Origin of the sequence: Formosa sediminum (genome assembly GCF_007197735.1) — a bacterium.
Taxonomy (GTDB): domain Bacteria; phylum Bacteroidota; class Bacteroidia; order Flavobacteriales; family Flavobacteriaceae; genus Formosa; species Formosa sediminum.
This window is the reverse complement of record NZ_CP041637.1, coordinates 3,870,882-3,886,438: the sequence shown is the minus strand read 5'-3', so window position 1 is coordinate 3,886,438 and position 15,557 is coordinate 3,870,882. Positions and strand designations below refer to the sequence as shown.

Below are 15,557 nucleotides of genomic sequence, written 5' to 3'. Positions count from 1 at the left end.
GGCGTTAAAACTTGTAATTACAGATTTAAAATAATTTTACTAGTTATTTATAAATTTATATTCAAGTTCTTTATTATTCAACTCTTGTAACTTAAAATACATTCATTTTAAGTACTTCCAACAATAATCAGTTTGGGTTTAACATATGTAAATTTGTTGCAGTATAGAGTAGTGGTTTTTGCTAAAACAATTAGATTTATGTCTAATCCTAAATAATCGATACAGATTATTAAAGGATTAAAAATAATTAATTAAACCTGAACAATAGATTTATTGTTCAGGTTTTTTGATTTATACCGTTTTGGTTTTAAAGCATTTTGATAGTGCATTTGTGTTGGAGTTAGCATGTTATTTGATAAATGTGGTCTTTTAGTGTTGTAAACTTTAATAGCATTTCAAATCAAATTAGTTTTTAGTGTTAGATCAACATTATGCTTAGCTATAGCAAATTCCTGTTTTAAAATACCATTTATACGTTCTGCGATAGCATTTTCGTAAGGATCATATGGTTCTGTCATACTAGGTTTTATAATATTGTCGCTTAATATTTTTTGATAGTCATCAGAACAATATTGTAAACCTCTGTCTGAGTGATGTATCAAATTTTGATATTTATATTTTCTGTTTTTAATAGCCATTTCTAAAGCCAATATAGATCCTGAAGCACTTAAACTATAACCAACTATCTTCTTAGAATAAGCATTAGTAATCAAAACCAGATATGATGGATTTGCTCTACTTCCGATGTATGTTATGTCGCTAACCCAGACTTGTTCTGGTCTTTCAACCTCAAATGTGTTTACTAAATTTTTATGCTTTCTAAAACGATGATGTGAGTCTGTTGTAATATGATAACTTCTTTTTGGTTTTATTAGTAGGTTATTAGCCTTTAGTATTCTAAAGAGCTTATCCCTTCTAATATTTAAGAGCATTAATTATGATTTCAGTATGTGATACAGTTTTCGAGTTCCAAGCCCTTTGCATGGTTACTCGAATAGATTGCACTAGAGTTATTACCTTGTGAGCGATACTTTGTTTTTGTCTTTTAGACTGTATCGATCTATAGTAAACCTGTCTGCTAATCCGGAATAAATCACAGGTTGAAACTACAGTTTCTTTAAGTGCTTCTTTGAAGCGGTCAACAATTCGAGCTTGTAGTTTTTCTCACATCTATATTATACTATTTTTCAGCCATATCGACCATCATATCAAAAAGAATAACTTTCTTATCTGCACGTTCTGCTAGATATTCAGCGCGTGTTCTCTGTTTTTCTAAAAGCTTTACTTGTGCTTCTTATTCTAAAATACGTTGTTCGGGAGTTTTAGAAATGCTTGTGGGTAATTGGTGTTGCCAATCAAAGTTACCATATTTTTTTAATCATTTGGTAATTGTAGATCCTGCTTGAATGCCATATTTGTCTCGTGCTTGACTTCTGGTTAAAAAACCTGGTTCGATTTCTTGCACGACTTTTCACTTAAAAGAAAGTGAGTAATCTTTTTGAGTTCGTTTCACATACCCTGAATTTTCTGATGTTTCCATTACACTGTGTTTTTAGTGTATCGCTATTTCACGACGGTGACATTACTATACAATAAAAAAGCCGCTATTATAGCGGCTTTTTTATTGTATAACTAAAAGATTTAATTATTCCTCAGTTTCTTCATCACTTAAGATAATAAACTTAGAACGTCTATTGGCTTGATGTTGTTCTTTAGTACATTTAACACCGTTTGCACACTCATTAACTAATTGAGTTTCTCCGTATCCAATTGCGCTTTCAATTCTTGAAGGATCAATATCTCTTGATAAGATATAGTCTCTTGTAGATTTAGCACGCTTATCTGATAATGTTAAGTTGTAATTATCTGGTCCACGACTATCTGTATGAGATTCAATTTTAATCTTCATGTTAGGGTGTTCTCGCATTACACTCACAATATTTTCTAACTCGTAAGCTGCATCTGTTCTAACATCCCACTTATCAAAGTCAAAGAAAATAGGATTAAGTACAATTTCATCTTCAATAATTAACGGAATTAAATTAAGATCTGTAACCACTTCATTTCCGTTAACTAGAGATGTGTTAACTTCTCTTAAATCGTCTTTGTAATCTGCTTTACTACCTAATATATTATATGTTGTATTACAACTAACTTTAAAGGTATATGTTCCATCTTCACCTGTCATTAATTCTTCCATAACTTTACCTGTTTCATCAATTAATTGAACAGTAGCAAAAGCTAATGGTATTGCAGTTCTGTTATCTCTAACTGTTCCTGTTATCATTTGTGAGCAAATTTCGAAAGCATAAATATCATCACTTCCTTTACCACCTAATCGGTTTGATGAAAAATAGCCTCTACCAGTTTTATTATTTACAGAATAAGCAAAATCATCTAATCCACTGTTAAAAGGTGCTCCAATGTTTTCTACACTTGTACCCCCTTTTAATACATCTGATTTAAATATGTCTAATAAGCCTAAATTTAAATAACTATCTGATGAGAAATATAAATTGTTATCTTCATCTACAAAAGGAAACATTTCTTTACCGGCAGTATTTACAGCTGCGCCTAAGTTAATAGGAAATCCATAACTGTCTTCGCCTAATATAGCAACTTTCCAAATATCTGATTGACCGTAACCACCTTCTCTGTCTGACGTAAAATATAAAGTTTGATTGTCTGGACTTAAAGCAGGGTGACCAGTAGAAAATACTTTGTCATTAAAATCTAATTCTTTAATATCTTGCCAAGTACTATCAATTAAAGTAGCCTTGTATATTTTTAAGTGAGACGTACCTTCACGATCTGCTTTTAATTTTCTGTTTTTATTAACATTATCTCTAGTAAAGTACATAGTTTTACCATCGTTTGTTATTGCCACACTTGCTTCATGATATTTTGTATTAATATCTTCTCCTTCTACATATATAGGGTATGTATAATTTAAAGCATCTTCACCATCTGTAGCTTCAGAAATATCAGATTGGTATATATCTAAAAAAGGTTCATCATTCCAAGCATATAACTCATCTTTTGTCTTCTTAGATGCTGAAGCGAAGTATAAGGTACCATCATGTTCAAATGCTCCGAAATCTGAATTTTTAGTATTTATAGGTAAGTTTATAATATCTACATAAATACCTTCGGTACTTTTTAATTTATCATATAAAGCCACATTTGTAAAATCAGTACCATCTATACGGTCTTCATCTTCTTGCACTTCATTAAATTTTTCTAAATAGATAACTGCATCTTCATACTTTCCTAGACTACGAAGTGATTGTGCGTATTTATAGTAATAAATTGGATCAATATCATCATATCTTTTAACTGCTTCTGCATACCAAGTTGCCGCTTTCTCTGAATTTGAATTGTTATAGTAACAATCTCCTAATCGGGTTAATACATGCGCACTACTGTCTCCTTTTTTTACTGCTTCTTGATATAAGTCAATAGCTTTAACATAAGCGTAATTCTTGAAGAATTTGTCGGCTACCTTCTTTTGAGCAAAGATAAAAGTACTTGATAGTGCTAGTATAGTAAATAATAATTTTGTCTTCATAATGGTAGTCTTTAGAAATATCTTGGGGATTTAATACGTCTTTCTTTAAATAATTCGAACATTAAAATAAGTTCATGAGTTCCGCTTTGGTAATATTTTATTTCTGAATTTATGGGAGATTCATAAGTATAACCAATTCTTATTTGTTTAGATACTTGGAAATCTATTATACCAGCGATAGCATTTGTACCTCTAAATGTATAGTCTGAAGTACCGTTAGATTGATTCCCATCTACTCCAGAGTTATGTCTGAAGCCACCTCCAATCCACATTTTATCGTAGAATAAGAAGTTTGCTGTAAGATCATATGATAACGGTGCTCCGTTTGTAGCCTTTACTAAGAAAGATGGTTTAAATTTAGTGTAGCTACCAATGTCCCAAACATATCCACCGGTTAAATAATAACTTACACGTTCTAAAGCTTCATATTCATTTGTGTTATAATCTGTATTTAAAATTCTAGGAGCCGATAAACCTAGGTACCACCTTTGAGAATGCCAATAAATACCAGCACCTATATTAGGAGACCATCTGTCTTCAATACCATAGATAATTGGATCATCTGGATTATTTAATCTAAAATCTTGATCTAGACTATATTGAGTAAATCCAGCATTAAGACCAAAAGCTAATTTTGATTTTTCCCCCGTTTGGATCGTGTAAGAAACACTTCCATAAAGGTAGTTGAAATTTTCTGCTCCCAGTTCATCATGAATAAATGAACCACCAACACCTATCTTTTCATTTTCCAAAGGTGAATGAACAGAAAGTGTTTGAGTGGTAGGTGCTCCATCAATACCTACCCATTGGCTTCTATGAAGGCCAACAACGCTTAAGGTTTCTCTACTCCCCGTATATGCAGGGTTAATCGAAATAGTGTTGTACATGTATTGAGTAAACTGAGGCAATTGTTGCGCCATGCCGACAGTGCAACTCAATAATGCTAAAGCTACTATGTTATACTTTAAAATTTTCATAGGTTATTTTTTATTTGGTTCCTAAGTAAATTGGACCAGTTAGTGGTTTCAATCCGCTATTTTTTAATGTTACAATATAATAATAAGTTCCGGTTGGTAGATTGTCTGCATTACCAAATGCTCCTTTATTATTCTTACCATTCCAATTATTTTGGTAATCTTGAGCTTTATACACTAATGCTCCCCAACGGTTATATATTTCTATGTCTATTACGAATCCACATCTATCAAGTCCTGTAACTGTAAAGTATTCATTCCATTGGTCACCGTTAGGAGTGACTGTAGTTGATATAATTGGATCACAAGTTGGTTCTACACAATCTTCGTTTACATCAATAGTAACTGTAGTTTGGTTTTGGCATCCTTCAGCTTCGGTGAATGTGAATACATAGCTTGCTCCAACTGTAGAGTTAATAGGATCGTAAATACTTCCATTAAGTGAAGCATCACCAGATTCTACAACCCAAGTACCGTTTGTGCTAGGATCTACTAAGTAATTGTTTAAATCTACAGATCCACCTTCAGTACATCTATCGTCTGTTATGTATACTACATCTTGTTGTACATTAACTGTTATTGTTTGCGTAAATATTGCCGCATTACCACATGTATCTGTTACAGTCCAATCTCTAATGATCTGATAGTTTTCAAAAGCAGCACCTGTAGATGTACTTACTTCTGTAAATTCTACATCTAAATTAGCTGAACAATTATCTGTGAAATCTAATTCTGGTTGTTCTGGTATATCTGAACAGAAGATTTCAATCTCAGTATCTAAATCTGTTATTAGCGTAGGTGCAATGGTATCTTCAACAGTAATGATTTGAGTTGCTGTTGAAGTATTACCACATGAATCAGTGAATGACCATGTTCTAGTTATAATACTACTACAAGAATCAATAGTAGTTACAGTATCTACTCCTGTAGAAGTAATAGACTCTCCACAATTATCTGTAGCCGTTAAATCTATAGTTACAGGTACATCATCTATACATTGTACAGCCAAGTCTGCAGGTGCAGTAGGAGCTGTAGGAGCAACATCATCTATTACAGTGATAGTTTGAGTAACTTCAGTTTCATTTCCACTTGCATCAGTAAACATCCAAGTTCTAGTAATGGTTACATTACAAGCATCTGAATTATCTATTGTTTCTGTTCCTTCAGAGCTTAATGTTCCAGAACAGTTGTCTGTTGCTGTTAATGCTGTTAATTCAGGTACATCGTCAATACATGCGTATGTGGTATCTGTTGGCATTGAATCTACTATAGGAGCAGTTACATCTTTAACAGTTATAGTCTGAGACACTTCAGTTGTATTACCACAAGCATCACTGAATGTCCAAGTACGAGTAATAATTGTATTTAAAGGATCTGTTGTGTTAATTGTTTCAGTTCCTTCTGATGTTAACTCACCAGCACAATTATCTATAGCTGTAAGCGGTTCTATTGTTGGAATATCTACATCACATTCTAAATTCATATCTGTTGGTAGAGTACTTACTACTGGAGCGGTTTCGTCTTTTACAGTGATAGTTTGGTTAACTTCTGTTGTGTTTGCGCTAGTATCTGTGAATGTCCAAGTACGTGTAATTATAACATTACATGGATCTGTATCATTAATAATTTCTGTGCCTTCTGAAGTTATTGTTCCAACACAATTATCAGTTGCTGTTAATGCTTCCATTGCAGGAACATCACTTAAACATTCTACGGCTAAATCTGTTGGTAAAGTTGAGTCTACTACAGGAGCTATTTCATCTTTAACAGATATAGTTTGTGATACTTCAGTTGTATTACCACAAGCATCACTAAATGTCCAAGTACGTGTGATAATTATATTTGTAGGATCTGTATCATTTTCAGTATCTACACCAGTAACCGTGATATCTCCAGCACATTCATCTGTTGCTGTAAGCGAAGTCATTTCAGGAATATCATTATAGCATGCTACTGTTACATCTGCAGGGACATTATTAGGAGCTACAGGTGCAGTCTCATCTATAATGGTAATTGTTGCTGTAGTTTGTGTTTCATTTCCACAGTTGTCTACAATAGTAAATGTTACTGTTACAGCGTTATCTTCTCCACAAACATCATTATTAATTGAAGATGTATCAAAATCATTAGTCCAAGTAATTGTGTCAGAACAATAATCGAATGCAATAGCACCACCATTTGTAGTTAACCAATTTTGGATTGCATCAGTATCAGATGCACATTCAAGTACTAAATCTTGAGGTTCAGTATCTATTGTTGGTCCTGTTTGATCATCTACAAGATATGTAGCTGAAGTAGAAGTTGAATTTCCGCAAGAATCAGTTGCTGTAAATGTTACTTCAATTGGTCCAGAACACGTTTCAATTGTTGGATCGTAGTTATTAGTCCATGTAATTTCAGAACAATTATCTACTGCTCTAGCACCACCATTTATTGCTATCCAAGCATCAATTGTTGCTGTTCTTTCTAATCCATCACATTGGCTTATAATATCAACCGCTTCATTTGTAATAACAGGTGCTGTACTATCTACTACAGTAATGGTTTGACTTGCTTCACTTACATTTCCACAATTATCCTCGAACGTCCATGTACGAGTAATAATAATTTCACAAGTATTGGTGTTATCTATAGTTTCAATTGGAGAAGCAGTTATTTCTCCTGCACAACTATCTGTAGCAGTTAAATTAACCATAACTGGTAATTCATCTGAACATTCTACTGTAACATCTGCAGGTACTGTTGGTACAATTGGAGCTGTTGTATCTATAACTGTTATAGTTTGTGATGTAGAAGCAGAATTACCACTAGCATCTGTGAATGTCCAAGTACGTGTGATTAAAATGTTACATGGATCTGTGTCATTAATAGTATCTACTCCGGTAGCAGTAATTGTTCCTTCACAATTATCTGTTGCCGTTAAGTCTATCATTTCAGGGATATCAGTACATTCAACAGTAATGTCAGCAGGAGCTTCAGGAGCTATAGGAGCGACACTATCAGTAAATATAATATTAGCAGTTGTTGTGTTTATATTTCCACATTGATCTGAAGCAGTAAAGGTAACAACTGTATTTCCTCCAATAAATGTGTTTGCATCGAAATCGTTACTCCAGCTAGTTTCAGAACAGATATCTTGTGCTATTGCACCACCGTTATTGCTTAACCAATTTAGTAATTCAGGACTATTAATATCTCCACACTCTATAGAGATGTCTTGAGCTTCAGTTGTAATGTTAGGTCCACTGAAATCTTCTATAGTATATGTTGCACTTACAGATGTTGAGTTACCACATTCATCTGTAGCTGTAAAGATAACTTTAGTAGGACCGTTACATGTTACTGAATCTTCTTGATAATCGTTTGTCCAAGTTACTGTAGAGCAATTATCTGTAGCTCTAGCTCCACCGTTTATAGCTAACCAAGCATCGATAGTTGCACTTCTTTCGTTTCCTGTACAAGGATCTACTATATCTATAGGTTCAACTGTAATTGTTGGTGCAATATCATCGTTTACAGTTATTGTTTGAGATGTGGTACTAGTATTTCCACATGCATCAGCAAATGTCCAAGTACGAGTTATAATTGTATTACAACTATCTAAAGGTAATTCAGAATCTACACTCATAGCAGTTATTGTACCACCACAATTATCGATAGCACTTAATTCTGTAGGTGCAGGGATATCTGAAATACATGAAACTGAAATATCTGCAGGAGTATTAGGTAGTACAGGAGCAGTTTCATCTTTTACTGTTATGATTTGTGTTACGGCATCCGTATTGCCACAATTATCTGTAAACGTCCAAGTACGAGTTACAATAATATTACAAGGATCTGTATCATTAATAGTATCTACTCCGCTAGCAATTATATCTCCAGTACAATTATCTGTCGCAGTTAAATCTATTAGAGCAGGTAGGTCTGTTAAACATTCTATGGTAATATCTTCGGGTGCGTTAGGCACTACAGGAGCAGTTTCATCTTTTACTGTTATGATCTGAGATACAGCATTAGAATTTCCACAATCGTCTGTAAAAGTCCAAGTTCTAGTAATCACAATATCACAATTATCATTACTATTTGTAGTATCAACTGCTGTAGCAATAATTTCTCCAGAACATTCATCGATAGTACTTAATGTAGTGGCTGTAGGAACATCCTCAATACACTCTACTGTAATATCAGCTGGTGCACTTGGTGCTTCTGGAGCTGTTGTATCTACTATAGTTACTGTTGCTGTTGTTGTTGTTGGGTTACCACAAGTATCGGTAACTGTAAATGTTACAGTTGCAGATCCTGTATTACCACATTCGTCTGAGATGGCAGTAAAATCGTTAGACCAGCTGGTGATTTCAGAACACTCATCTATAGCAGTAGCTCCCCCGTTTGTTGATAACCAATTTTCTAAACCAGTTTGGTCACCACATTCTAAAGTAAGATCTATCGCTTCATTAATAATAACTGGTCCAGTTTCGTCTGCGAATGTATATTCACTAGTAACAGTTGATGTATTTCCACAAGCATCAGTTGCTGTAAATGTGATTGTTTGCGAATCTGTTCCACAAGGAGAAATGTCTGTTTCAACATAATCATTTGTCCAAACAATATCGTCAGATGTAGTACAGTTATCTGTTGCTGTTGCACCACCATTAATATCTAACCAAGCTTGGAATGTGTCATTTTTTTCTTCACCATTACAATAAACTGTAATAGGTAATAAATTAGAAGCGTTTATTTCTGGTCCGGTTGTATCTACAATGGTTATAGTTTGCGAGACAGAATCTTCGTTACCACAGTTGTCTGAAAATGTCCAAGTACGGGTTACAATAACATTACAAGGATCAGTATCGTCTGTTGTATCAACTCCTGAAGCAACTATGTTTCCATCACATTCATCTATTGCTATTAAATCTATCATTGCAGGTAATGGATCTGAACATTCAATAGTTACATCTGCAGGTATATTTGCAGTTGGCACTACTGGTGCTGTTGTATCTATTATAGTAATAGTTTGAGTTGCAGTAACACTGTTGTTACAATCGTTAGTTGCAGTGAAAGTTCTGGTTACAACAACTGGGCATGTACTAGCCTCTACAACATCTGAGTATGTTAATGAGCTAAACCCTGATGCAGTACCATTTCCTCCCATTGCATTTTGTAATTGATCTAATGAAATTGATACCGGTGTTGCGCTAAACGCCAGATCTGTAATGCTTGATTCACTACAACCTTCTAATTCATAGTTTTCAGGTGCAGTTATAATAGGAACTATAGTTAGGTCTTCTTCGACATTAAAACTAGTTGCTGTATCACATCCTGTAGTTTCATCGGTGATAGTTACAGTATAAGATCCGTTTGTAAGTCCTGTAATATCTTCAGTAGTTGCTCCAGTACTCCATGCATAAGAGTAGTTTCCAGAGCCACCAGTTACAGTTATATCTATAGAACCATCACCCCCAGGTGTACAAGTGGCATCAACTATATCAGATGTAATGTCTAAAACATCATGAACAATAATTGTTATTTCAGCTTTATTTTCACTTAAACAACCATCAGTAGTACCTTCTGCTACGTAGTATGTAAATGTACCAGCTACACTTGTGTCTGGTGTTAAGTTTGTTTGTCCTATTGTATTTGGATCGTTATTCTCATAATAATAAAGAATGTAATCAGAGTTTGTTGGAGTAGCCGTTAAAGCCGTAGCAGTTTCATTTAAACAATATTCTATTGGTTCTGAATCTACTGTAGGTATTGATGTTATTGCGTCTACATTAATCGTAAATTCAAAATAACAATCTTCTGTATTTGCTGGTATAGCATAATAAGTACTTACTCCTGAAGTACCAGGGAATGTGTTTGTGCTTGTAAACTCTGTAGTACTTGAACTTACAGGGTATTGATCATAGAATTTAGTTCCAATAGGATAAGCTGAACTAATATCTGTAAAAGGTATTGTAGATTCACAATATTCAAAAGTTTGTACAATTGGAGTATTTGCACAATTGGTGTTTACGATTGAAGTTAATAATGGTGCATCTATAGGTGTGCCTATACAACCAACAGTAGTATCGTATCCCGTAATTAAATTTTTTGAGAAATATGAAGATGTAACTCCAGATCCTGTTATGGTACCATTTAAAGCAATAGATTGTGCGCAGGCAACAACTAACACATTACAGTCGTCTGTTGCTGTAACTTTAAATGTAAAAGATGCTAATAAATCATCTGTTCTAGTTGCTTCAGGTAAATCCCCTAAATCCCAATCTATAGTGTTCGTGGTTGCATTATAGATAGGTGCATTTGAAGATGTAAAAGGCGCATACGCAGTTGACGAAATGCTTAAATCTTTATAAGTTGTATTGAATGGTACCGGGATAGAAAGGATGCTATTTGTTGCTGCCTCGGTTCCAAAGTTTTTTATATCTACTTTATAAGTAATTTCTTGACCAGGTTCTACAGTTGTTGTTTCAGAAGTGTTTGTGACCCCATTAATGTCGGTAATAGATACTTCTGCCTCAATGTCTGGTGCAGGTGCTTCTACAGAGAATGTTAAATTATATATTATGTACTTGTCTTGAATGGAAGTATATTCAAAATTTAAAGTAGATTGATTAGGTGCAATAACTCCTGTTGGGATATCAAATTTACTTAATCCCAATCCATTGTTATCTGCAAAATTTGGATTTCTAGGAGAGCCTCCTACAGTAATAGACGAATTAAAAAAATTAGTTTCCGAATTTCCAGAATGACTTAAATAAGTACCATTCAGTATAAAACTATCAAACGCCAATGTAAGATCTTCTTCTGCAGCCATAACACCTATTTGTGCAGCTACTTCATTAGAGTTGTCGGGAGTTAGATTAGATACATCTAAATTTAAAAAGTCTGATCCATAAAACCCTGCATCGTTTATAGAACGTCTAAACGCATATCCGTCATATGTACTAATATTACGAGACTTCATAGTAGAGTTTTCGTAGATAACAACCATACTCCAACCTCCAAAGTATCCAATACTACCACCAACACCTTCTAATAGAGCAATGTCTGCTACATCATAATTTCCAGGTCCGTTTTGTTTAACATAATCTGTCACATCAGAATATGCAATAAACATATCAGAATAAATATCTGATGGATAGTATATGTCATCACTAGCAGCTGTAATTGTTGTATAAGACGAACTAGATGGACCGCTTATAGAAACCTGCCTTTTGTTTAAAGTTTTAGTAATTGTACCATTGGTAGCGGTAAACTCATCGTCTGGACCAGGACGACCAATCCAATATAAGCCTGCATAAACAATATCAGAGCAATCTGTAATTGCACCGTTATCATCTTTTAATTGTAAAGTAGCTGAAGAGGAGTTAAGAGTTGTATTGTCTCCATCGACATCTACATAAATCATTTCGCCATTAGATAAATTAGGATCTAATGTTGTAAGATTTTTATTCCCTATAATTGTAAAATCACCTTTTACGGTATATAAAGACTGACCAGTTGAGTTTTCTCTTGGTGTAAATGGTTTAATGACTTGGCCATAGCTATAAAAACTGAAAGCCATTAGCATTAATGCTAACAGCGAATACTGTTTAATGTTTTTATAACTTTTAAATTTCGTAGCGTAAAATTTTTTCATTTCATGAATCGATTAAGTTATCCTAATACTGCCTGTGATGGGTTAACAACTTTGTAAATATTTAGTTATTTCTGGTTCTATATAATGACTAGTGTGCTTACGTATTGTAAGTGAGTTAAATAGGTGATGTTTGTATGTTGGGCACTAAATTTTTTGTTAACTTCATACTTCTAAAATGTATAGTATGAGAGTTTTTGTCAGGCAAAAATTTGTGTTTTAAATAATAAAAAGAAAAATACAAAAGTGATATTGAGGCGTAAATTTTTATCATATACAATTTATTGATTTGCTTTAATATATTTTTTAAGAACTGATTCTAAATATTTTTCAACAGCAATTTAGACCTTACTTTTGGTTTAGAAGTAAAATCTACTTAATGCACGTAAAGTTTTTAGAAATATTTTGACTAGCAAAACAAATGGCTTTAGGTGTTGAAATTAGATTTGGGATCATATTCTTTATATACTTATTACTTACAAAAAACGACACATAGAGTTAGAAAAACAAAAAATAATGTTAAAATAGATCTTTTTTTCGATTAAGTGTTTGTTGAATGTTTTTAAACAGATTTAAATGCGTTTTAACGATTAAGTTTTATAATAATTGTTAACAAAGTAAATTTATTTTAATCTCAAAATTAGTTATAAATTGTTAATTAGTTTAATTTAAAAGGTGTCAATTCTAATTATTTAACCCCAATTAAAAAAATAATATATGAAAACAATAATATTAGTTAGGCATGGAAAATCATCTTGGAAACAGGATGTAGATGATATGTTTAGGCCCTTAAAACCAGTAGGTTCTTCTAATACAATCAAAGTTAGCGATCATTTTAAGAGTAAAACAAAAATTACTCTAAAAAATGTGTTTACAAGTCCTGCAAAACGGGCATTAGATACGTGTGTTATTTTTGTTAATAACTTTGTTGATAACTTTGTTGATAAGTCAAGTGTTAATATAGAGGTTGTTAAAGATCTTTATGATTTTAATGGAGAAAAACTTGTGTTATTTATTAAAAATTTGTCTGATAATATGGATACAGTTTTTTTATTTGGACATAATAATGCCTTTACCAATTTTGTAAATAGTTATGGAGATAAATTCGTAGATAATGTTCCAACTAGCGGTTTGGTAGTTTTAGAATTTAATATTGATAGGTGGTGTGATTTAGCTCCGGGACACTTAAAATTAAAGTTATTTCCTAAGGCGTTAAAATAATTTAATTTATAACATAATAACATATTGTAAACAAGTTTAAAATGTAAATACAATATCTTTGTAAGAATGAACTAAATAAAAATGTACTTTAATGATTAAAATCGAAAGAGCTAATAACATATATATTAATAGAGAAATTAGTTGGCTTCAGTTTAACGCAAGAGTGCTTCAAGAAGCTGAAGATAAAAACGTACCCCTAATCGAGCGTTTACGTTTTTTAGGTATATTTTCAAATAATTTAGACGAATTCTTTAAAGTACGTTATGCCACAGTAAAGCGTATTGATCAAGCAGGTAAAGCAGGTAAAAGTGAATTGGGAGGTATTAAAGCAGGTGAACTTCTAGAAATTATTACAAAAATTGTAATAGAGCAACAAGCAGAAAGTTTAGAAATACTTAATAATATTCATAATAATTTAAAAAAAGAAAATATTTTTATTATTAATGAAAATCAAATATCTCCTTCTCAACACCAATTTATAAAACAGTATTTTATACAGAAAATTAGTCCTGCTTTAGTGACTATTATTTTGAATGATTTAGTAAAACTCCCGCTATTAAAAGATAGTGCTGCTTATCTTGCCGTTAATATGCATATGAATACGGGTGAACACCAATATGCATTAATTGAAATTTCTAAAAACATGGATCGTTTTGTTGTGCTTCCAAGAGAAGACAATAAAGACTACATTATTATGTTAGACGACTTGTTGCGTTATTGTTTGGATGATATTTTTAATATTTTCGATTATAAATCCATTTCGGCTCATATGATTAAAATTACACGGGATGGTGAATTGGATTTTGAAAGCGATTTAAGTAAAAGTTTTATAGATAAACTATCAGATAGTGTCAAACACAGACAAATAGGTGAACCAGTAAGATTTGTATACGATAAACAGATAGAAAAAGAGACCCTAGATTATTTGTTGAAAAAAATGAATATAGAACCATCAGATAGTATAATTCCTGGTGGACGTTATCATAACCGACGTGATTATATGGGGTTTCCAAGTTTAGGTCGTACCGATTTACTTTACGATAAAATTGAACCTTTACCTGTAAAAGGATTAAGTTTAGAACAAAGTATATTTCCGCTAATTGCTAAAAAGGATTATTTGCTTTATGCTCCTTATCATACATTCTCTTATGTTGTTAAATTTTTAAGGGAAGCGGCATTAGATCCGCAGGTTAAAACCATTAAAATAACTATTTATAGACTGGCTCAAATTTCGGATATTGCAAGTTCATTAATTAATGCTGCTAAAAATGGTAAACGCGTAACCGTTTCAATAGAGTTGCAAGCACGTTTTGATGAGCAAGCAAATATTGCTTACGCAGAACAAATGGAAATTGAAGGAATAAATTTAATTTTTGGCGTTCAAGGACTAAAAGTTCACAGTAAAATGTGTGTGATTGAACGCGAAGAAAATAAAAAAATAAAACGTTACGGTATTATAAGTACGGGGAATTTTAACGAATCTACAGCTAAAATATATACAGACTATACATTATTTACAGCCAATCAAAAAATTCTTAAAGATATTAACAAAGTTTTTAGTTTTTTTGAAACAAATTATTTAATATTCAGATATAAACATATCATTACCTCCCCACATTATACACAAAAAGCATTATTTAAATTAATAGATGCAGAAATTGTTAATGTTAAACTAGGTAAACCTGCAAGTATAAAACTAAAGATGAATAGTATATCTAGCTATAAAATGGTAGATAAATTATATGAAGCAAGTAGAGCTGGAGTAAAAATACAGATGATAGTTAGAGGACTGTGTTGTTTGGTACCTGGGATTGAAGGTATGAGTGAAAATATTGAAGTAATAAGTATAGTCGATAAGTTTTTAGAACATACTAGACTTTACGTCTTTGGTAATGGCGGAAATCCTAAAATTTTTATTTCTTCGGCAGATTGGATGACAAGAAATATTGAAAATAGAGTAGAAGTAACTTGCCCAATTTATGATGAAGAAATTAAACAAGAACTGTTAGATACTTTTAATATTTGTTGGAGTGATAATGTTAAAGCAAGAATTTTAAACTTAGCTCAAAATAACGAACATAAAAAAAACAAAAAAACAAAAGTTAGATCGCAATTTGCAACCTACGAATACTATCTAAATAAGTTAAAAAATTAA

General features: G+C 32.5%; 6 protein-coding genes. 2 read left to right on the top strand and 4 right to left on the bottom strand.

Annotated features, from left to right (window positions below; translation table 11 throughout):
- Positions 1–395 precede the first annotated feature (395 nt).
- The 4 genes from FNB79_RS17340 to FNB79_RS16865 form a co-directional block, all read right to left on the bottom strand.
- Complete coding sequence (locus FNB79_RS17340) at positions 396–932, bottom strand: DDE-type integrase/transposase/recombinase (protein ID WP_221932586.1); 537 nt, start codon at positions 930–932, stop codon at positions 396–398.
- Positions 933–1,645: 713 nt separating this feature from the next.
- Positions 1,646–3,568, bottom strand: coding sequence for an OmpA family protein (locus tag FNB79_RS16875; protein WP_143382479.1), 1,923 nt, complete (start codon positions 3,566–3,568; stop codon positions 1,646–1,648).
- An 11-nt stretch (positions 3,569–3,579) separates the two neighbouring features.
- Complete coding sequence (locus FNB79_RS16870) at positions 3,580–4,545, bottom strand: PorP/SprF family type IX secretion system membrane protein (protein ID WP_143382478.1); 966 nt, start codon at positions 4,543–4,545, stop codon at positions 3,580–3,582.
- Between the two features lie 10 nt (positions 4,546–4,555).
- Positions 4,556–12,184: an HYR-like domain-containing protein gene (locus tag FNB79_RS16865; RefSeq protein ID WP_143382477.1), complete on the bottom strand. Its 7,629-nt coding sequence runs from the start codon at positions 12,182–12,184 to the stop codon at positions 4,556–4,558.
- A 714-nt stretch (positions 12,185–12,898) separates the two neighbouring features.
- Here FNB79_RS16865 and FNB79_RS16860 point away from each other — a divergent pair.
- Positions 12,899–13,402, top strand: a complete 504-nt coding sequence (locus tag FNB79_RS16860) for a SixA phosphatase family protein (protein WP_143382476.1) — start codon at positions 12,899–12,901, stop codon at positions 13,400–13,402.
- Between the two features lie 91 nt (positions 13,403–13,493).
- Positions 13,494–15,557 carry a polyphosphate kinase 1 gene (gene ppk1 / locus FNB79_RS16855; RefSeq protein ID WP_143382475.1) on the top strand — a complete coding sequence of 688 codons (2,064 nt, stop codon included), beginning with the start codon at positions 13,494–13,496 and terminating at the stop codon, positions 15,555–15,557.